The sequence below is a fragment of the Subtercola vilae genome, from assembly GCF_004923255.1.
Taxonomy (GTDB): Bacteria; Actinomycetota; Actinomycetes; order Actinomycetales; family Microbacteriaceae; genus Subtercola; species Subtercola vilae.
In genome coordinates this window covers 1-19,608 of record NZ_QYRT01000020.1, presented here as the reverse complement: position 1 = coordinate 19,608, position 19,608 = coordinate 1, and the positions used below count along the sequence as shown (strand labels likewise).

The following is a 19,608-nucleotide window of genomic DNA, read 5'->3' as shown; positions in this document are numbered from 1 at the left end:
GACGCCGAGGCTCGAATTCAGAATCCCACGGCCATCCGGATGCCCAGCCCCACCATCACCACAGCAATCAGCCCATCGAGCACACGCCACGCACCGGGCCGCGCGAAGACGGGTCGCAGCAGCCGGGCGCCGAAGCCGAGGGCAGAGAACCACAGGAAACTGGCCGCGATGGCTCCCCCCGCCCACCACCACCGCTCGGCATCGCCCTGCTGGTTCGCGACCGAGCCGAGAAAGATCACGGTGTCGAGGTAGACGTGCGGGTTGAGCCAGGTCAGCGCCATCGCCGTGGTGGCCGCAATTCGGGGAGAGAGCGCGGGCACTGCAGCGGAAGCGAGCAGAACGCCCGGGCGCAGAGCCCGCCGGGCCGCGAACAGCCCGTAGACAATGAGAAAGCCGGAGCCAAGAACGCGGATGATCACCAGCGCTACGGGTACCGACGCGATCACCGCTCCGATGCCCAGCACTCCGGCGACGATCAGCACCGCGTCAGAGAGCGCGCAGACCAACACGACGGGCCCGATGAGCCGCGCGCGACCCTCGATGCCCAGCCGAAGCACGAAGGCGTTCTGGGCGCCGATCGCGACGATGAGCGCGAGCCCGGTGCTCAACCCGAGAAGTGCCGGCACGAGGGTCAGGGAGAACGTCACAGAGTCACCATATGGCGCGGCGAGAATAAACGACAGCTAATGTTTCAACGTGTACATAAGCTGTACTAATGATGCCCTTTCAGGTTGAACACTTGAGTACTCTCATCGCCCTGGTCGACGAGGGCACGTTCGAGGCTGCATCGACCCGCCTGCACATCACGGCGTCGGCCGTTTCGCAGCGAGTGAAGGCCATGGAGCAGTCCGCCGGCCAGGTGCTGGTGCAACGAACGACACCGGTCGTGACGACCGCGGCGGGCGAGGTGGTGCTTCGATACGCGCGCCAGGTGCAGCTGCTGGGCGCCGACACTGCCGAATCGCTCGGCAGGGCATCCGGTGCGGGCTCGCCGAACGTCGACCCGGGCGCGAAACCCGAGCACGTCTCGATCGCCATCGCGGTGAACGCCGACAGCCTCGCCACCTGGTTTCTGCCCGCCCTCGCCGCGCTTCCCCAGCCGACGGGAACCGTCTTCGATCTCAAGCGCGACGATCAAGAGCACACCACCCAGCTGCTGCGTTCGGGCGAGGTGATGGCGGCCGTCACGTCGACCGCAGAGGCGGTGCAGGGATGCTCAACCGAGCCTCTCGGCACCATGCGCTACCTCGCGGTCGCCAGCCCCGGCTTCGTGGCAGAGTGGCTCAACGCCGACCCGCGCCTGCTCTCGTCGTCGCCGATGGTGAACTTCGACCGCAAAGACGACCTGCAGCACCGCTTTCTGCGCACGCTGACGGGTAGCACCGCCCGGCCACCCTGCCACTACGTACCCACCTCGGCTGACTTCGCCCGCGCCATTGTGCTCGGGCTCGGCTGGGGCCTGCTGCCCGAGCTGCAGTGCGGCGCCGCCCTGGCTGACGGGTCACTCGTCGAGCTTGCCCCCGGGCATCCGGTCGACGTGAACCTCTTCTGGCAGCGCTGGAACCTCAGTTCAGCCCACCTGAACCGCGTCACCGAGGTCGTGCGGGAGGGCGCACAGAAGGCCCTGCGTGCGGCCTGATTTCTGCCGCTCACAGAGCCTTCTGACTCACGGTGTAGCAAGCGCGCTCTGAACGCGCCCGTCAACCGAGCCAGACCTAGCGCTTGCGCTTCTCGCGCACCCGCATGTTGACGTTGACCGGCGACCCTTCGAAGCCCCAGATCTCGCGAAGGCGACGCGCGATGTAACGGCGGTAGCCCGGGTCGAGAAAGCCGGTGGTGAACAGCACGAATGTCGGCGGCCGGCTCGAGGCCTGCGTACCGAACAGAATGCGCGGCTGCTTGCCACCACGAACGGGGTGGGGATGCTCGGCCGTGAGTTCGGCGAGAAACGCGTTGAACTTGCCGGTGGGCACCCGGGTGTCCCATGACGCAAGCGCCAGCTCGAGGGCCGGAACCAGCTTCTCCATGTGACGCCCGGTCTTCGCTGAGATGTTGACGCGCGGCGCCCACGACACGTGCGCGAGGTCTTGCTCGATCTCGCGCTCGAGGTAGCGACGGCGTTCGTCGTCGAGCAGATCCCACTTGTTGAAGGCCAACACCAGCGCACGGCCCGATTCGAGCACGAGGTCGATGATGCGAACGTCTTGCTCGCTCACCGGCTGCGACACATCGATCATGACCACAGCGACTTCGGCCTTCTCGAGCGCGGCCGAGGTGCGAAGCGACGCATAGAAGTCGGCACCCTGCTGCAGGTGCACACGGCGCCGGATGCCCGCGGTGTCGACGAAGCGCCAGATCTTGCCGCCGATCTCGACCTGCTCATCGACCGGGTCGCGAGTGGTTCCGGCGAGTTCGTTGACCACGACGCGCTCTTCGCCCGCAGCGCGGTTCAGCAGCGACGACTTGCCGGTGTTCGGGCGCCCCAGGATGGCAACGCGGCGGGGGCCGCCGACCTCCTGCTTGGCGACGGCCGAGATCTCGGGCAGCACCTTCATGATCTGGTCGAGCATGTCGGCGACGCCGCGGCCGTGCAGGGCCGAGACGGGGTACGGGTTGCCGAGGCCGAGCGACCACAGCGAGGCCGCGTTCGGCTCCTGACGCACATCGTCGATCTTGTTGGCGGCCACGAACACCGGTCGCTTGGTTTTGCGGAGCATCCGCACGACGTGCTCGTCGGTGGCGGTGGGGCCCACGTTGGCGTCGACGACGAAGAGAACGGCATCAGCGAGCTCGATGGCGATCTCGGCCTGCGCGGCGACGGAGGCGTCGATGCCGCGGGCATCGGGCTCCCAGCCGCCGGTGTCGACGATGGTGAAGTGGCGGCCGGCCCATTCTGCCTTGTAGTTCACTCGGTCGCGGGTGACACCGGGGGTGTCTTCGACAACGGCCTCACGACGGCCGATGATGCGGTTGACGAGCGCCGACTTGCCCACGTTCGGGCGGCCCACGATGGCCAGCACCGGCAGGGCCGGCAGGTACGTGATGGCGTCGGGGTCGTCGGTGGCGGCCTCGAGAATCGCGAGGTCGTCTTCGCCGAGGTCGTAGTCGGCGAGCCCGGTGCGGAGCGCTTCGGCGCGACGGGCCGAGAGGTCTTCGTCGAGGTCGGAGAGACGCTCGACGAGCTGGCCCGACACCGCCGGGTACTCTTCGTACTCGCCGTCGGTGTCGCGGTCGGCGCTGTGAATGTTAACCATGGGTGGCCCTCAATACTGCAAGTCTGACAACTCTGACCACCGCTGAAACGGTCTGGTCGAAGTCGAGTTCGGTTGAATCGACGGTGGTTACACCGTCTGCGGCATTCATGAAGTCGACGACCCGGGAGTCAGCGCGGTCTCGTGATCGCAGCTGTTCGCCGACGACGGCGGCCGACTGATCGACGAGTTCTAGTGAACGCCTGCCCATTCTAGCCTCTTCTGACGCTGTCAGCAGGATTCGTGCGGTAGCATCGGGCGCAACGACCGTCGTGATGTCACGACCCTCGACCACGATGCCCGGTTTGTCGATGCCCAGAATGATCGAACGAAAGAGGTTGCTGAGGTGCGCGCGCACTTCGGCAACCCGCGCGACGAGTCGAACCTCGCTCGTCACCCAGGGCTCACGAATGGCCTCCGTGATCTCATCCGAGTCGACTTTCACGAAGTAATTGTCGGGGTCGGTGCCGATCGAGAACCCGAAGTCGGCGAGCGAAGCGATCACCACCTCGGGGTTGGCGGCGTCGAGCCCGCGGTCGAGCAGCATCCACGCCAGAGCGCGGTAGGCGGCTCCGGTGTCGAGGTACCCGAAACCGAGTTCGCGTGCTGACTGCTTGCTGACGCTCGATTTGCCGCTGCCGGCGGGGCCATCGACGGCCACAACGGTGACCCCGGTCATCCGGCGATCCGCCAGCCGCGCGTCGAAAGCCACTCGATGAGGTGCGCAAGACGTTCGGGCACCACGGCAATGCTCGCGAAACCGATCTGCGCGCCGGGCGAATGTTCGAGTCGCAGGTCTTCGAGGTTCACGTCTGCTTCTCCGATTTCGCCGAGCAGCCGGGCGAGCTCGCCGGGTGTGTCGTCGACCATCACCACGAGCTGAGCGTATCGGCGGTCGAGGCCGTGCTTGCCCGGGATGCGTGCCACACCCGCGTTGCCACCGGCGAGCTCTTCGGCCAGGCGCCGGCTGGCACCCACAGCTTCGGGCGCCTCGAGCGTCTCGATGAGGCGCGTGAGATCGTCTCGGTACAGGTTCAGGATGCCCGCGACGGCCGCCGCGTTCGCCCCCAGTATCTGCACCCACAGTTCGGGGTCGCTCGCGGCGATGCGGGTCACGTCGCGAATGCCCTGCCCGGCGAGGTTCACGGCGGCGTGCGGAGCATCGATCAGGCGCCGCGCCATCAGCGACGACACCACCTGCGGCACGTGCGACACCAGCGCGACGCTGCGGTCGTGCTCTTCGGGCGTCATCTCAACCAGGGTCGCCCCGAGGTCGAGAATGAGGTCGTCGATGGCGCTGCCGCGTTGGTACGAGATACCGTCGTGGGCGGCCACCACCCACGGCCGGCCGAGAAAGAGGTCGGCGCGGCCAGACAGCGGCCCGCCGCGTTCGGCGCCCGCCATGGGGTGGGTGCCCACGTAGCGCGACACATCGGCTCCGGATGCCCGCAGTTCCCTGAGCGGCGCCAGCTTGACGCTCGCCACATCGGTCACTGTCGCGTGCGGATACGCTTCGAGCTCGGCCGCCACCACACGCGCGGTGACGTCGGGCGGAACACACACCACGATCAGCTGCGGTTCGTCCCCGGCCGCGGCCTGGCGCCCGGCGCCGTAGTCGATCGCGATACGAAGGTGAGTCGGCGACGCGTCGGCGAGGATCACGTCGACCCCGCGTTCGCGGAGCCCCAACCCGATGCTCGTGCCGAGCAGCCCAACCCCGACCACGCGAACCGAGCCGGTGAGCCGGCTCTCAACCACGGGCGTCGCCAGTCGAATTGCCACCGGCTGAGCGGGCGTCGCCCGTGTCGGGCGCCTTCGCCGCGCGCGACAGGGTCAGCAGGGCTCCGAGCTCGTCGCGGGTGAGGTCGCGCACGTCGCCCGCCTTCAGCGAACCGAGGTGCAGCGGGCCGAACTGCCGCCGAACGAGCTCGATGACGGGGTGACCGACTTCTTCGAGCATCCGGCGCACGATGCGGTTGCGACCGGAGTGCAGCGTTACCTCGACGAGGCTGCTGCGGTCAGAGCTGTCGAGCAGTCGCGCTTTGTCGGCGACGATGGGGCCGTCGTCGAGTTCGATGCCCTTGGTGAGCTTCGAGATGGTCTGCGGCGAGACGCGGTCTTCGACCTGCGCGATGTAGGTCTTCATGACGCCGAACGAGGGGTGCGCGAGCACGTGCGCGAGCTCGCCGTCGTTCGTGAGAATGAGAAGACCCGAGGTCTCGGCGTCGAGCCGGCCAACGTTGAACAGGCGCTCTTCGTAGAGCGAGGTGTAGCGCGAAAGGTCAGGGCGGCCGTGCTGGTCGGCGAGCGAGCTGACGATGCCCACCGGCTTGTTGAGCATCACGTAGCGCTTCGTGGTGTCGAGCTGAACCGCGGTGTTGTCGACCGCGACCTTGTCGGTCTCGGGGTCGATGCGGCGGCCGAGCTCTCGCACGATCTCGCCGTTCACGCGCACGCGGCCGGCGGTGATGAGCTCTTCGCTCACGCGCCGCGAAGCGACACCCGCCGCGGCGAGTACCTTCTGCAGGCGCACACCCTCGGGGAGCGTGCCTCCGCCGGCACCATCGGCGCTGTCGAAATCAGTGGAACTGGTCATCAAAACCCTCCGCACCATCGGCTAGGAGTGGTGAGATCTTAGGCAGCTCGTCGAGGCTGTTCAGCCCCAGCTGCGTGAGCAACAAATCAGTCGTTCCATAGTAAATCGCGCCGGTTTCACCGTCGGTCGAGACCTCGGTGATGAGGCTGCGGCCAAGCAGAGTGCGCACCACAGAGTCGACGTTGACCGCGCGAATCGAAGCGATGGCGCTGCGCGTGATGGGCTGCTTGTAGGCGATCACCGAGAGCGTCTCGAGGGCAGCCTGAGACAGCTTCGAGGGGTTCTCGGTGAGCACGAAGTCGCGCACTACCGCGTCGTAGGTGCTGCGTACGTAGAGGCGCCAACCACCCGCCACCTCGCGTAGCTCGAAGCCGCGGCGGGTGGTGGCGCTGGCGCCGTCGTAGTCGTCGACGAGCCGCTCGATGCTCTGCCGCACGGCGGCCACGGGGCGCCCGAGGGTGGTGGCCAGTGTGACGAGACTCTGCGGGGCGTCGGCGACCATGAAGATCGCTTCGAGTGCCCGTTCGAGGTCGAGCTGTGGGGCATCCGGTGCCGTCAGCTCGATGAGCTCGGGTGTGAACTCGGCTTGGGCGGCCAGCTCGGGCGCGAATTCGGCCTGGGAGGTCAGCTCAGTTGTCATAGTCGGCCCCCAGGTTCGAGAGGTTCTCTTCAGACCACGTGTCGGCGGTCCAGCGAATGGTGAGGTCGCCGAGCGGCTCGATCTGCTCGAACGAGATGGCGGCGTGGCGGTACAGCTCGAGCACCGCGAGAAAACGCGCCACCACGATGCCCTTCTCAAGAATGCCGGCGATCAACTCGCGAAAACTCAGGGGCTCACCCGACCGCAGCGCGCTCACCACGTGCGCGGCCTGCTCCCGGATGCTCACCAGCGGTGCGTGCAGGTGCTCGAGCCCCACCATCGGCACTTCGCGCGGGGTCAGTGCAAGCATCGCCAGTGCGGCGAAGTCGTCGGGGCTGAGGGTCCACACCAGCTCGGGAGTCTGCTGCCGAAACTTCTCTTCGAGCCGCACGGCACGGGCGTGCCGGCCGTTCTCGGCGTCGAAGTGCGTGGCGAACCAAGCCGAAACCTGTTTGAACGCCCGATACTGCAGAAGCCGGGCGAACAGCAGGTCGCGCGCCTCGAGAAGGGCCACATCTTCGGCATCGACCAGTTCACCCTGCGGCAGCAACCCGACAATCTTCAGGTCGAGCAGCGTCGCCGCCACCACCAGGAACTCGGATGCCCGTTCGAGCTCTTCTTCAGAGTCGAGGTTTCTGAGGTAGCTGAGAAACTCATCGGTCACCGCGCTCAGCGCGATGTCGGTGATGTCGACCTCGTGTTTCGAGATGAGCGAGAGCAGCAGGTCGAACGGGCCCTCGAAGTTCGACAGACTCAGCGAGAAACCGGGCGCCGCAGAAACCGTCTCGCCGTCAGCACTGCCCGTCGCGAGCGCCGCCCGCGAACTGCTCTGAACGGCCGTCTTAGGCGACCGCGCCACGAAAAACCAGTTCTCGCGCCAGCTGGCGGTACGCATTCGCCGCCGCGTGATCAGGTGCGAACTGCGTGATGGGCGTGCCAGACACGCTCGCGTCAGGAAACTTGATGGTGCGGCCGATGACCGTCTCGAGCACATCGGTACCGAACTGCTCGACCACGCGCTGCATGACCTCGCGCGAGTGCAGCGTGCGCGGGTCGTACATGGTGGCCAGAATGCCATCGAGCTTGATGGCCGGGTTGAGACGGTCGCGAACCTTGTCGATGGTCTCGACCAGCAGCGCCACACCGCGAAGGGCGAAGAACTCGCACTCGAGAGGAATCAGCACCCCATGGCTCGCGGTCAGTGCGTTCACGGTGAGCAGGCCGAGCGACGGCTGGCAGTCGATGAGGATCACGTCGTACTCGTCGCTCACCTTGCGGAGCACCCGCGCCAGAATCGTCTCGCGGGCGACCTCGTTGATGAGGTGCACCTCGGCGGCCGACAGGTCGATGTTCGCCGGAATGATGTCGAAGTTCGGCACGCTCGTCGACCTGATGGCGTCGTGCGGGTCTTTCGCCGTGCCGAGCAGCAGGTCGTAGATCGTGACGCCGTCATGCGTGGTCACACCGAGCCCGGCCGACAGGGCACCCTGCGGATCGAAGTCGATGGCGAGCACCCGGCGGCCGTCTTCGGCGAGCGTTGCGCCGAGGTTCACGGTCGTGGTCGTCTTGCCCACGCCGCCCTTCTGGTTGCAGAGCGAGATGATGCGCGCAGGCCCGTGGCTCTTCAGCGGTGCGGGTGCCGGAAACTGTCTCTTCGGTCGGCCCGTCGGCCCCATCTCAGGCGCTTCAAGACCCGGCAGTTCAGCAGCAAGGTCATTCTTCTTTGCCGTCACAGGCGCTGCTCCTCACTCACCCCGACCTCTCCCAGGGCGGGTGCCTCAACTCTACCGGCTGCAGGCGCTTCGCCCGGGAACCCTGCAGGCGTGGTCTGCCTCCGAGCGCGCGGATGAGCGGTCTGGTACATGTCGCGCAGCGTGTCGGCGGTGACCTGCGTGTAGATCTGCGTGGTGGTCACCGACGCGTGCCCGAGCAGGTCTTGCACCACCCGAACGTCGGCACCGCCCGTGATGAGGTGCGTTGCGAACGAGTGCCGAAAAGTGTGCGGTGAGATGTGCGCCTCGAGTCCCGCCCGTTTCGCCGCGCTCTGGATGATCAGCCAGGCCCCCTGCCTGCTCAACCGGTCGCCCCGCAGCCCGAGGAACAGCGCCGGGGTCGCCCTGCCGCGCACCGAGTAGAGCGGCCGCACCCGCACGAGGTACGCGTCGAGCGCTGCCCGGGCGAAGCTGCCCACCGGAACCACCCTCTGCTTGCTGCCCTTGCCCACCACCCGCACGAAGTCGGAGTCGGCCGGCACATCGTCGACATTGAGCGCCACCGCCTCCGAGACCCGCGCGCCGGTGGCGTAGAGCAGCTCGAGCAGCGCCCGATCACGAAGCGACTGGGGGTCGTCTCCCCCGGTCGCCTCGAGAAGCGTCGTCATCTGCGCGATGGTGATGGCCTTAGGCAGGCGGCTGCCGAGCTTCGGCGGTTTCACCTGGCGCGCCACGTTGCTCGGCACGGTGCCCTCTTCGGCCAGAAACTTGTGCAGCCCCCGCACCGACGAGACGATGCGCGCCACCGACGAGGGCGCGAGCGGCGCTGTGGGTGCTGTCGGCGCCGCGACGGTGTCTGACGCACCGACAGGGTCACGGGCATCCGGAACCCCCGGCACAGCCCGCGCCCCTGGCACCTCTACCGTGCGCAGCTGCCTCGTGAACGCGCCGATCTGGTCTTCGCCCACCGCCGCGAAGTCGTCGACCCCCGCCGCCGCCAGCCACGCCTCATACCGCCCGAGGTCGCGCCGGTACGCGGCAAGCGTGTTCACCGAGAGCCCCCGCTCGATCGTCAGGTGCCTGAGGTACCCGTCGATGAGCGTGTGCATGCTGCCAAGTTAGTCGTTCTCGGGGTGCAGACGAGCGTACTCGGGCCACGGCGCGTCACTCGGCGCCAGCGTCGACCAGCCGCGGGCGCGAGAAGCCTGCGCGGCGAGCGACGCGATGACAAGCGACGGGTTCTGAAGCTCGCGGGCGAGCACGCCGTCGACGATGTCGTCGAGCGCCACCCAGCGCAGCTCCATGTCGGCCTCTTCGTCTTCGCGGTCGAAAGCCGTCGTGGTGGCCGTGAGCCCGCGGGCGACGTAGATGCGGATGATCTCATTGTTGCCGCCCGGAGTAGTGGCGTAGTCGGTGAGCACGCTCAAGCCGGCCGCTTCGAGGTCGACCTCTTCGGCCAGTTCGCGCTGCGCCGCGACGAGGTAGTCTTCGCCGTCGCCGTCGAGCAGCCCCGCCGGAATCTCCCACTCGCGCTTGCGAATGGGGTGGCGGTACTGCTTGATCAGCAGAACGTTGTCGTCGTCATCGATGGCGAGAACAGCCACGGCGCCGGTGTGGGCGACGAACTCGCGCACCACCTCGGCACCGTTGTAGGTGAAGGTCTCGCGTCGGACATCCCAGATCTTGCCGTCGAACACCACGTCGCTCTGGGTGATGGTGGGCTCGATCTCGTCGTCGACGAGCGGGGCAGAGGAACCCGCTTCAGTTGTCACGCTCAGGCGTCCGTCGGGAACAGGCGGCTGGCTTCCTGGCGCTCGAGGGCGGCAGAGATCAGTCCATCGAACAACGGGTGGGCACGGTTCGGGCGCGACCTGAGTTCGGGGTGCGCCTGCGTTCCGACGTAGTACGGGTGCACGTCACGAGGCAGTTCGACGAATTCGACGAGGTGATCATCCGGAGACGTGCCGGAGAACCAGAGGCCTGCCTCGGCGATCTTGCCGCGGTAGTTGTTGTTCACCTCGTAGCGGTGGCGGTGACGCTCTTCGACGGCGGGTGCCCCGTAGAGGCTCTCGACCAGCGAACCGGAGGCGAGCTTGGCTTCGTAGAGGCCGAGGCGCATGGTGCCACCCAGGTCGCCGCCGGCGATGATGTCGACCTGCTCGGCCATCGTCGCGATCACCGGGAAGGGCGTCTCGGGGTTGAACTCGCTCGAGGAGGCCTCGGTGAGCCCCACCACGTTGCGGGCGTACTCGATGACCATGCACTGCAGGCCGAGGCAGAGGCCGAGTGTGGGAATCGCGTTCTCGCGAGCGAACAGCAGTGCGCCGAGCTTTCCCTCGATACCGCGAACCCCGAAACCGCCGGGAACACAGATGCCGTCGACATCGGCCAGCTCTTTGGCGGCCTTCTCGGGGGTCTCGCAGTCGTCAGAGGCGATCCACTTCAGGTTGACCTTGGTGCGGTGGGCGAACCCGCCGGCCTTCAGCGCCTCGGTGACCGAGAGGTACGCGTCGGGCAGGTCGATGTACTTGCCGACGAGGCCGATGGTGACCTCGTGCTTGGGCTCATGGACCGCTTCGAGAAGCGGGGCCCAGCCCGACCAGTCGACGTCGCTCACCTCGAGCCCGAAGTGATCGATGATGTAGGCGTCGAGGCCCTGGTTGTGCAACATGGTGGGGATGTCATAGATCGACGGAACGTCGATGGCGTTCACCACGGCGTCTTCGTCGACGTCGCACATCAGCGCGATCTTGCGCTTGTTCGGGTCGGAGACGGGCCGGTCGCTTCGCAGCACCAGGGCGTCGGGTTGAATACCGATCGACCGCAGGGCAGCTACCGAGTGCTGCGTGGGTTTGGTCTTCTGCTCACCGGAGGCATTCATGTACGGCACCAGCGACACGTGCACGAAGAACACGTTGCGGCGGCCGAGCTCGTGGCGAACCTGGCGGGCCGACTCAAGAAAGGGCTGCGACTCGATGTCGCCGACCGTGCCGCCGATCTCCGTGATGATCACGTCGGGCGCGTTCTCGCCCTGGGCCTGCAACCGCATACGGCGCTTGATCTCGTCGGTGATGTGCGGGATGACCTGCACGGTGTCGCCGAGATACTCACCGCGACGCTCTTTGGCGATCACGGTCGAGTAGATCTGGCCGGTCGTCACGTTCGCGGCCTGGTTCAGGTTGATGTCGAGAAAACGCTCGTAGTGACCGATGTCGAGGTCGGTCTCTGCGCCATCGTCTGTGACGAAGACCTCACCGTGCTGAAACGGGTTCATGGTGCCCGGGTCGACGTTCAGGTACGGGTCGAGCTTCTGCATCACGACGTGCAGACCGCGCGCGGTGAGCAGATTGCCGAGGCTTGCGGCGGTGAGACCCTTGCCGAGGCTCGAGACGACACCGCCTGTGACGAAGATGTGCTTCGTCGTCGAGTTGTTCTTCGGAGCCGAACCGTTCTTCGGAGCCGAAATCTCGGTCGAATCGTTCGCTGTCAACAGGGGGCCGTTTTGATCATCATCCACGGAGTTCCACACTAACAGCATGCACGGCTGCCCCTACCTCTGCGACGCGGCGAATGCGTCACGCTTGATGTTGACGAGCAGGTATGCAATCGGTGCCGCAGCGAGCACGGTGATGGCCGCAGCGATGAAGACAGTCGAGTAGCCATCGACAAAACTCGGCAGCGGGTTCTTGCTCTGGTTGACCGACAGATATGCGGCCGCCGCAGCAGTGTAGAGCGCCGTGAACACCGCCGTGCCAATCGAGCCGCCGATCTGCTGCGTGGCCGTCACGGCGGCGCTGGCAACGCCCGAGTCGCGTTCTTCGATGCCCGAGAGCGCCACGTTCTGCAGCGGCACGAACACCAGCGCGAGCCCCACACCGAGCAGAATCTGGCCGGGCAGAACCTCGGTGAGATAGTTGCCCTGAACGGTGATGTGGCTGAGCCAGAACAACCCGCCCGCGGCCACGACGGGGCCAGCGGTCATCAGGATGCGCGGCCCGACCCGCGTGAGAACACGCGAGATCAGCGTGGCCGTCACAATGATCGACGCCGTCATGGGCAGTGAGGCGATACCCGAGTGCAGCGGCGAGAACTTGAGCACGATCTGAAAGTAGAGCGTCAGGTAGAGCAGGCCGCCGAGCAGCGCCGCACCCACCAGGATCGACGTGAGGTACGCCCCGCCGCGCACCCGGTTCGCCACTACGCGAAGCGGCAGCAGGGGGTTCGCCACGCGAGACTCGACAACGACGAACGCGACGAGCAGCGCCACGCCCAGCACGAGAAACCCGATGGTGTCGAGGTTTCCCCAGCCGTTGCTGGCCCGCGAGAACCCGTAGACCACCGATGCCAGGCCGAGCGTCACGAGAAGCGCACCAGGGATGTCGTAGCGCGTGTCGCCCTCGGCCTTGCTCTCTTTGAGAATCGGAATGGCAAACGCCACCGCCACAATGGCGATCGGAACGTTCACCAGCAGACACCAGTGCCAGCTGAGGTAGTCGGTGAGTACGCCGCCGAGCACGAGCCCGATGGCCGCTCCCCCACCCGCGATGGTGCCGTACACGGCAAACGCCTTGCCGCGGCTCGGCCCCGACGGAAAGGTCACCGACAAGAGCGCGAGGGCTGCCGGCGCGAGAAGCGCAGCGAACACACCCTGCGCGCCGCGGGCGACGAGCAACATCTCGCTGCTGCTCGCGAGCCCACCGATACCCGATGCGAGCGCAAACCCGGCCATGCCGACGATGAACGAACGTTTGCGGCCCCAGTAGTCGGCCACGCGACCACCGAGCAGCAGCAGTGCGCCAAATGCCAGCGCGTACAGCGTGATCACCCAACTGCGGTCGGCGTCGCTCATGCCGAGGTCGATCTGGGCATCGGGCAGAGCAATGTTCACGATGGTTCCGTCGAGCACCACCGTGAGCTGGGCGAGCGCCACGATGCCGAGCACGACCCAGCGTCGACGAGGGTGCTCGGGCTGTTCGGCGGCTGTGGATGCCCCCGCACGCCGTGCCGCACCAGCGGTGCTGCTCGTGGCTGGGGCCGCGGCGGGCGCCTCGGGAACTGAGTTGTCGGGCACGAAATCTCCTGGCTTGAGGTCATTGCGCATCTGGAATCGCGACGACACTGGCGGAGGCGATGCTCTCTCACGGTAGGGGCAAACGTCGAGCATTGCGAGTTCGCTTTTTTGCTGGACTTCTGACCACTCAATCGGCCATGCCCAAGCCGATGGCCCGCTCACCGCGCTCGTCTGAACGCTGCGTGCCAACTCGACGCTACGGGTCAGCTCCACGCCGCGGCACACCTACACGCTGCGGCTCGCCGCCAACTCGATCAGCTCGCGTGCGTGGGCCAGCCCGCTCTCGGAGTCGGGCAGCCCCGACAGCAGACGCGCCATCTCCGCCACCCGGTCTTCGCCGGTGAGCTGGCGCACACTGCTCTCGGTCACCGCGCCGTCACTGTCTTTGATCACCGACAGGTGGTTCGTGGCGAAGGCGGCCACCTGCGCGAGGTGGGTGACCACGATCACCTGCGAACCCTCGGCCAGCCGAGCGAGCCGTCGGCCGATCTCGATGGCCGAAGCTCCGCCGACCCCCGCGTCGACCTCGTCGAACACGAAGGTGGGCACGGGGTCGGTCGCGGCGAGCACCACTTCGATGGCCAGCATGATGCGTGAGAGCTCGCCGCCCGAAGCACCCCGGCCGAGCGGGCGCGGCTCGGTACCGGCATGCGAAGCCAGCAGAAAATGTACGGTGTCACGGCCGGAGGCGGTGACTTCGTCGCCGGACAGAACCTCGACGATCAGCTGCGAGCCACTCATGGCGAGGGCTGTCAGCTCGTCGGAGACCAGCCCGGAGAGACGACCGGCCGCCTCGAGGCGGGCGGTGCTCAGATCGGTGGCCAGGGCATCCACTATCGCTGCGCGTTCGGCCACCTGGTCGGTGAGTTCGTCGATGCGGTCGGAGTCGTTCTCGAGTTCGATGAGGCGAGGGCCGGCCGACGCGACATACTCAATCACATCGTCGAGCGAGGGGCCGTATTTGCGGGCGAGCACCGAGAGTTCGGCCCGCCGCTCCTGCACGTCGTCGAGCTCGGCCCCACCGTCGGTGTCGAGTTCGGCGAGGTAGCTCGACAGTTGGGTCGAGATTTCGGCCACGAGAAACGACGCGCTGGCCAGCGACTCGACGATCGGCTCGAGGGCCGAGTCGTGTGCGCTCACCCGCTCGAGCTGGCGAAGGGCCGAGTCGATGAGGCTCACGGTGTCGGGTCGGCCGTCGAGGTCGTCGCTTGACACGGCCTCCCGCGCGGCCGCAGCAGCCACTCGGAGGTCTTCGAGGTTGGTGAGGCGCGCCGCACGTTCGGCGAGGGTGACGTCTTCGCCCGGCTGGGGCAGAACGGCGTCGATCTCGGTGACGGCAACGCGGAGCGCGTCTGCCTCGCGAATTCGCTCTTCCCGCTGCGATACAAGCGTTTCAAGCTCGACCTGCAGCCGCTGCCAGCCCGCGTAGGTCTCTTCGTAGACGCCGAGGGCAGCGTGGAAGGTGGGGCCCGCGAACCGGTCGAGCGCGAGTCGTTGCTGGGTGGATGATCGCAGGCGCAGCTGGTCGGACTGCCCGTGCACCACAACCAACCGCTCGCCGAGCTCTCCGAGCACGCCCACAGGGGCACTCCGGCCGCCCACAATCGCTCGGCTGCGACCCTCGCCCGACACCGACCGAGACAGGATGAGTTCGCCCATCGACTCTGGCGAAGCACCCAGGTCGTCGATCTCGCCGCCGGCGTCACGCACACGCTCGGCGACGGGGCCGTCGACGGGAACCCGCCACCGCCCCTCCACCCAGGTCTGCGTGCTGCCGATGCGCACCTGCCCGGCCACCGCACGTTCGCCCATCAGCAGGCCGAGCGCCTGAACCACCATGGTCTTGCCCGCGCCGGTCTCACCGGTCACGGCCGTGAAACCTGCACCGAGCGGCAGAACAGCCTCGGCGATCACCCCGAGGTCTCGAATGGTGATCTCGTCGATCACCCCGCGGTTCGTGGGGGCGGCGCCGACGACTGCCGGCTGTGCCTGTACCTGGCCCTTACTCATCGAGCCTCACCGACCTCATCGCGGGTCACCGGGCCGCGCCAACCCTCGACGGGCAGCGAGAACTTCTGCACCAACCGGTCGGAGAACGGGCCGTGCGTCAGCCGCGCCAGGCGAACCGGAACGCTCGACCGCCGCGACTCGACCCGCGCGCCCTGGGGCAGGTCGAACCCGCGCCGACCGTCACACCACAGCACCCCAGCACCCGGAGTGCGCTCGAGCAGTTCGACGGCCAACACCGAGTCGGGCCCGATCACGAGCGCACGAGAGAACAGCGCGTGCGGGCTCAGCGGAACGAACAACAGCGCATCCAGGCTCGGCCACACAATGGGCCCACCCGCACTGAACGAGTACGCCGTCGAGCCCGTCGGCGTCGCCATGACCACTCCATCGCAGCCGAACGTCGACAGCGGCCGGCCGTCGACCTCGATCACGACCTCGATCATGCGCTCCCGGCTGGCCTTCTCGACCGTCGCCTCGTTCAGAGCCCAGCCCTCATAGAGAATCTCGGTGTCACCCGTGTCATGGTTGGTGCCGGTGACAACGATGTCGATTGTCATGCGCTCTTCGACCGTGTAGTCGCCGCTCAGCACGCGCTCAACCGAGGCGCCGAGCTCTTCACGCTCACTCTCTGCCAGGAAGCCCACGTGCCCGAGGTTCACGCCCAGCAGCGGAACGGAACACCCCCGCACCACCTCGGCCGCGCGCAGAATTGTTCCGTCGCCGCCCAGCACAATGACGAGTTCGAGCTCGCCCAGCTCGACGTCTTCGCCGAGCACCGCGATCACCGAAGGGTCGCTCAGGTGGTCGGCGATATCTGCCAAGTCGCTCGGCGAGAGCACCGGGGTCACGCCCGACGCGGCGAGCTGGTCGCACACCCGCATGGCTGCCTCAACCGAGTCGCCCCGCCCCGTGTGCAGCACAACAAGAATGAATCGGGTCGACGTCACGGGGTGTGTGCTCCTGCCACTGAAAGAACGCGGTCTAACCATTCTGTCGGATTGCTGCCGACCGAAGCACTGAGCCAAACCAGATACTCATGATTTCCGTGGTTGCCCACGATTGGGGAGGAGATGAGCCCCGCCGTCGACAACCCGAGATCGAACGCGGCCCACAAGACCGTCGAAATCGCATCGGCCCTCAGCCCGGCGTTCTTCACTACGCCTTCGCGGATGCCCGTTCTGCCCACCTCGAACTGCGGCTTCACCAGCAGCACGAAATCTGCGCCGGGTGCCGCCACCGCCACGAGCGCGGGCAGCACCGTTGTCAGCGAGATGAACGAGAGGTCGGCCACCACGAGCTGGGGGGCCGCGCTCTCGTTCGACGCCGCCGCGAGCGACTCGGGCGTGGCGTGCCTGATGTTGTAGCCCTCGACGACGCTGACCCGGGCATCCTGTGCCACCACCGGCGACATCTGCCCGTGCCCCACGTCGACCGCGAGCACCCGCGCGGCTCCCCGCTCGAGCAGCACCTGGCTGAACCCGCCGGTCGAGGCGCCCGCATCGAGCGCGACGCGGCCCTTCACCACGACACCCGCGAAGGCATCGAGAGCCGCAACGAGCTTGCCGGCACCACGACTCACATAGTGGTCTTCGCCCTCGACCCGCAGCGACTGACCCTCGCGCACCTTCGCTGAGGGCTTCACCACCACGACCTCATCGACCCGCACAAAACCGTCGACGATGAGCTGCGCCGCGTGGTTTCGTGACCGGGCGAGACCGCTCGTAGCCAGCGCCTGGTCGAGCCGAGCAGATTCGGGCTCAGGCACGGTTGGTCGAAACGTCTCCGCCTTCGAGCCGCACCCGCAACTCGTCGTACACCTGCACGTACGCCCCCGCCCGAGTATCGAGCGGCTGGTCTTCGATGACCCGCAGACGCGTGACCAGGCCACCGTCGCGCGGATAGTCGGTCGGGGCAGCAGAGCCCTCGCCCGTTGGTTCGTTCGGCTCGAAAGTCACCTGTCTAGGGTACCGCGGCCGGTCAGCTGTAGAGCTGAGGAGCCACGGTGAGGCCGTAGATGGGGCGCCCGGATGCCCAGATCAACCCGCACGCTGCCCGCAACCTGTTCACGCTCGACTCCCCCGGCTTCACCAACTCAACATCGTTGCCGCGAATGCGTACGACTGCGGCACCGACCGTAGCGGTGGCCCCGTCTTTCGAGAGTTCGAGCGCCGGATACGGCTCGAACAACCCACGGAGGTCGTCGAGAATGAAGGTGGGGCGCGAGTCTTTGTCGGCCGCGATGAGCTGCTTCGGCCCGTCGATGCCGGTCAGCACATGAATGGACCGCATGCCCGCCTTGTTCGCCCCCACGATGTCAGTGTCGAGCCTGTCGCCGATGAAGATGGGCTGCTTCGCACCGAATCGTGCAACGGCCGCATCGAAGATCGCCCGCTCAGGTTTTCCGCCCACGACAGGCAGCGTGCCCACAGCCGTGTGCACCGCAGAGACCAGAGTGCCATTGCCGGGGGCGATGCCACCCTCCACCGGAATGGTCCAGTCGGTGTTCGTCGCCACCCATGGAATACCGGTATGCAACGCAAAGCTCGCCTCGGCCAGATGCTTCCACCCCACATCGGGCGAGAAGCCCTGAATCACTGCCGCCGGCTGATCAGAGGCCTCACGCACCACGGTGAAGCCGGCCTTCTCAACCTCACTGGTGAGCCCCTCGCCACCCACGACCAGAATCTTCGAGTTCGGAGCCACGAGATCGACCAGAAGTCGAACTGCCGCCTGCGGGCTCGTGACCACGTCGTGGGGGGACACGCTGAGCCCGAAGCTCGAGAGGTGGTCGGCCACCTGCACGTCGGTGCGAGAAGCGTTGTTCGTGATGTACGCCACAGCGTGGCCTTCGCCTGCCGCCCGGTTCAGGGCATCGACAGCGTGGTCGATGGCGCCCTTGCCCTTGTAGACGACTCCATCGAGATCGGCCAGAACGACATCGACCCCATCGAGCGGAGTGGGCGCTGTCACCCTATTTCTCTTCGTCGTGAACAGGTGCGTCAACCGTTTCTTCGGGGTTCTCGTCGTCGACTTCTGCCGTCACGACAAAGGCATCGCCGTCTTCGAAAACGTCTTCTTCAAAGACCTCGACCAGGTCATCGTCGTCGACGGCCACAGCCGCATCGAGGGCCTGCTCGGCACGCTCCGCATGAGCCCGCCAGGTGGCCGCCTCGTCGTCGCGGTGCAGATCGTCGAGAACTTCGGCGTACGCCCAGAACAGCTCAGGGCTGTAGGTGTAGGCGCGCGTCGGGTCGAGTTGGGGAATGCTGAGCTCAGCCAGAGCCGCCTCAGGCTGCTCGAGGTCGAGCCTGGCCCCCGACATCGCGATGGCTACTGCCACCTGCGTCGCCGGCGACAGCGTGTCGCGCGCAACCGAACGGCCGAGCTCCAGGGCACGGTCGGGTCGGCCGAGGCCACGCTCGCTGTCGACCATGAGTGCCAGTTGCTCGTTCGACCCAGAGATGCGGCGATAGGTGCGCAGCTCCCGGATGGCCAGGGCATAGTCGCCCGTGGCGTAGGCAGTGATCGCGAGGGTCTCCCGCACCATCGCGATACGACCTGCGCGCCGCGAGGCCGACGTCGCGTGTTTGTGGGCGAGCTCTGGATCGCTCTCGATCAACCGCGCAACCATCACCAGGTGCTTCGCAACGCCGTCGGCGTTCTCTTTCGAGAGCGTCTTCAGTTCGTTGAAGGCCCCACGATCGAGTTCTTTCACCGACACGTCTTCGGGAACATCAGGGTCGTCGTGGTGAGACCTGACCGCACGCAGCTCGCGCGCCATCAACTCTTCGGGGGTCAGCCCCTCATCGCGGTAACCGCCGCGCTGGCTGTGGGTATCGCGAGAACCGGGGGCGGCGCTGCGCGCGGGTTTGCCGTCGCTCGTCCAGAGGCGACGTTCGCCGTCTTTGGCGGGCCTGCCACCCTTGTTGTTCGCACCCTGATAGCCCTGGCCCGAAGCGGACTGCGGGGGCCTCGCGCTACGGGGCCGGTCTGAACCACCCCGTGGCCCGTCTGCACGCGCACCGTCTTCGCGGCGCCCTGGGCGTTTCTCCCTGTCTGGTGAATCGCTCATGACACTCCTTCTGCTGTTGTACGCGCGCTGTGTAGATGTGGGTTCGAGTCTAGATGAAAGAAACGAGGCGTTAACGACCAGAAGCCCATCTCGTGTGAGGTGGGCTTCTGGTCTTGTTTCTTAAGGTGGGTCCGGCGGTGTCCTACTCTCCCACAAGGTCTCCCTTGCAGTACCATCGGCGCTGCGAGTCTTAGCTTCCGGGTTCGGAATGTTACCGGGCGTTTCCCTCGCGCTATGGCCGCCGAAACATTAGGGA

19 protein-coding genes and 1 rRNA gene are annotated in these 19,608 nt (G+C 66.7%); 1 reads left to right on the top strand and 19 read right to left on the bottom strand.

The window, feature by feature from the left end:
* Window positions 1-17 precede the first annotated feature (17 nt).
* Window positions 18-647 carry a LysE/ArgO family amino acid transporter gene (locus D4765_RS11165; RefSeq protein WP_136642376.1) on the bottom strand — a complete coding sequence of 210 codons (630 nt, stop codon included), beginning with the start codon at window positions 645-647 and terminating at the stop codon, window positions 18-20.
* A 68-nt stretch (window positions 648-715) separates the two neighbouring features.
* Here D4765_RS11165 and D4765_RS11160 point away from each other — a divergent pair, with 68 nt between their 5' ends.
* Window positions 716-1,639, top strand: a complete 924-nt coding sequence (locus D4765_RS11160; protein ID WP_338054634.1) for a LysR family transcriptional regulator ArgP — start codon at window positions 716-718, stop codon at window positions 1,637-1,639.
* Window positions 1,640-1,715: 76 nt separating this feature from the next.
* On the opposite strand, the gene der is transcribed toward D4765_RS11160, so the two are convergent.
* From der to rrf, 18 genes are all read right to left on the bottom strand, one after another.
* The gene (gene der, locus D4765_RS11155) at window positions 1,716-3,254 is read right to left on the bottom strand and encodes a ribosome biogenesis GTPase Der (protein WP_136642375.1); all 1,539 of its coding nucleotides are present in this window, start codon (window positions 3,252-3,254) and stop codon (window positions 1,716-1,718) included.
* Window positions 3,247-3,930 carry a (d)CMP kinase gene (gene cmk, locus D4765_RS11150; protein ID WP_136642374.1) on the bottom strand — a complete coding sequence of 228 codons (684 nt, stop codon included), beginning with the start codon at window positions 3,928-3,930 and terminating at the stop codon, window positions 3,247-3,249. The genes der and cmk overlap by 8 nt, the downstream gene beginning before the upstream one ends.
* A complete protein-coding gene (locus D4765_RS11145) occupies window positions 3,927-5,033 on the bottom strand; it encodes a prephenate dehydrogenase (RefSeq protein WP_420824535.1) in 1,107 nt (368 codons plus the stop codon). Before D4765_RS11145 ends, cmk begins: the two co-directional genes overlap by 4 nt.
* Window positions 5,002-5,847 (bottom strand): pseudouridine synthase, encoded by an 846-nt coding sequence (locus D4765_RS11140; protein ID WP_136642373.1) that lies wholly within the window; start codon window positions 5,845-5,847, stop codon window positions 5,002-5,004. Before D4765_RS11140 ends, D4765_RS11145 begins: the two co-directional genes overlap by 32 nt.
* On the bottom strand, window positions 5,831-6,487 hold the full coding sequence (gene scpB, locus D4765_RS11135) for an SMC-Scp complex subunit ScpB (RefSeq protein WP_136642372.1): 657 nt from the start codon (window positions 6,485-6,487) through the stop codon (window positions 5,831-5,833). The genes D4765_RS11140 and scpB overlap by 17 nt, the downstream gene beginning before the upstream one ends.
* Complete coding sequence (locus tag D4765_RS11130) at window positions 6,477-7,382, bottom strand: segregation and condensation protein A (protein WP_136642371.1); 906 nt, start codon at window positions 7,380-7,382, stop codon at window positions 6,477-6,479. Before D4765_RS11130 ends, scpB begins: the two co-directional genes overlap by 11 nt.
* Complete coding sequence (locus tag D4765_RS11125) at window positions 7,330-8,163, bottom strand: ParA family protein (protein WP_136642418.1); 834 nt, start codon at window positions 8,161-8,163, stop codon at window positions 7,330-7,332. Before D4765_RS11125 ends, D4765_RS11130 begins: the two co-directional genes overlap by 53 nt.
* A gap of 53 nt (window positions 8,164-8,216) precedes the next feature.
* Window positions 8,217-9,308, bottom strand: coding sequence for a site-specific tyrosine recombinase XerD (locus tag D4765_RS11120; RefSeq protein ID WP_136642370.1), 1,092 nt, complete (start codon window positions 9,306-9,308; stop codon window positions 8,217-8,219).
* A gap of 9 nt (window positions 9,309-9,317) precedes the next feature.
* Window positions 9,318-9,971 (bottom strand): NUDIX domain-containing protein, encoded by a 654-nt coding sequence (locus D4765_RS11115; protein WP_136642369.1) that lies wholly within the window; start codon window positions 9,969-9,971, stop codon window positions 9,318-9,320.
* Window positions 9,972-9,973: 2 nt separating this feature from the next.
* Window positions 9,974-11,665, bottom strand: coding sequence for a CTP synthase (locus D4765_RS11110; RefSeq protein ID WP_237280395.1), 1,692 nt, complete (start codon window positions 11,663-11,665; stop codon window positions 9,974-9,976).
* An 84-nt stretch (window positions 11,666-11,749) separates the two neighbouring features.
* Window positions 11,750-13,270, bottom strand: a complete 1,521-nt coding sequence (locus tag D4765_RS11105; RefSeq protein WP_237280389.1) for an MFS transporter — start codon at window positions 13,268-13,270, stop codon at window positions 11,750-11,752.
* 225 nt (window positions 13,271-13,495) lie between these two features.
* Window positions 13,496-15,217 (bottom strand): DNA repair protein RecN, encoded by a 1,722-nt coding sequence (gene recN, locus D4765_RS11100; RefSeq protein WP_136642416.1) that lies wholly within the window; start codon window positions 15,215-15,217, stop codon window positions 13,496-13,498.
* Between the two features lie 59 nt (window positions 15,218-15,276).
* Window positions 15,277-16,269, bottom strand: coding sequence for an NAD kinase (locus D4765_RS11095; RefSeq protein ID WP_136642367.1), 993 nt, complete (start codon window positions 16,267-16,269; stop codon window positions 15,277-15,279).
* Window positions 16,224-17,045: a TlyA family RNA methyltransferase gene (locus D4765_RS11090; protein WP_136642366.1), complete on the bottom strand. Its 822-nt coding sequence runs from the start codon at window positions 17,043-17,045 to the stop codon at window positions 16,224-16,226. The genes D4765_RS11095 and D4765_RS11090 overlap by 46 nt, the downstream gene beginning before the upstream one ends.
* The gene (locus tag D4765_RS11085; protein WP_136642365.1) at window positions 17,038-17,235 is read right to left on the bottom strand and encodes a hypothetical protein; all 198 of its coding nucleotides are present in this window, start codon (window positions 17,233-17,235) and stop codon (window positions 17,038-17,040) included. Before D4765_RS11085 ends, D4765_RS11090 begins: the two co-directional genes overlap by 8 nt.
* A gap of 22 nt (window positions 17,236-17,257) precedes the next feature.
* Complete coding sequence (locus tag D4765_RS11080; RefSeq protein WP_136642364.1) at window positions 17,258-18,250, bottom strand: HAD-IIA family hydrolase; 993 nt, start codon at window positions 18,248-18,250, stop codon at window positions 17,258-17,260.
* Between the two features lies 1 nt (window position 18,251).
* Window positions 18,252-19,352, bottom strand: coding sequence for a tetratricopeptide repeat protein (locus D4765_RS11075; protein ID WP_237280387.1), 1,101 nt, complete (start codon window positions 19,350-19,352; stop codon window positions 18,252-18,254).
* A 129-nt stretch (window positions 19,353-19,481) separates the two neighbouring features.
* A 5S ribosomal RNA gene (rrf, locus tag D4765_RS11070) occupies window positions 19,482-19,598 on the bottom strand.
* Between the last annotated feature and the right edge of the window lie 10 nt (window positions 19,599-19,608).

Coding starts and splice junctions, on each gene's coding strand:
- D4765_RS11160 (WP_338054634.1), top strand. CDS start 716: ATGATGCCCTTTCAGGTTGAACACTTGAGTACTCTCATCGCCCTGGTC.
- der (WP_136642375.1), bottom strand. CDS start 3,254: ATGGTTAACATTCACAGCGCCGACCGCGACACCGACGGCGAGTACGAA.
- cmk (WP_136642374.1), bottom strand. CDS start 3,930: ATGACCGGGGTCACCGTTGTGGCCGTCGATGGCCCCGCCGGCAGCGGC.
- D4765_RS11140 (WP_136642373.1), bottom strand. CDS start 5,847: ATGACCAGTTCCACTGATTTCGACAGCGCCGATGGTGCCGGCGGAGGC.
- scpB (WP_136642372.1), bottom strand. CDS start 6,487: ATGACAACTGAGCTGACCTCCCAGGCCGAATTCGCGCCCGAGCTGGCC.
- D4765_RS11130 (WP_136642371.1), bottom strand. CDS start 7,382: ATGCGTACCGCCAGCTGGCGCGAGAACTGGTTTTTCGTGGCGCGGTCG.
- D4765_RS11125 (WP_136642418.1), bottom strand. CDS start 8,163: ATGGGGCCGACGGGCCGACCGAAGAGACAGTTTCCGGCACCCGCACCG.
- D4765_RS11120 (WP_136642370.1), bottom strand. CDS start 9,308: ATGCACACGCTCATCGACGGGTACCTCAGGCACCTGACGATCGAGCGG.
- D4765_RS11095 (WP_136642367.1), bottom strand. CDS start 16,269: ATGGTTAGACCGCGTTCTTTCAGTGGCAGGAGCACACACCCCGTGACG.
- D4765_RS11075 (WP_237280387.1), bottom strand. CDS start 19,352: ATGAGCGATTCACCAGACAGGGAGAAACGCCCAGGGCGCCGCGAAGAC.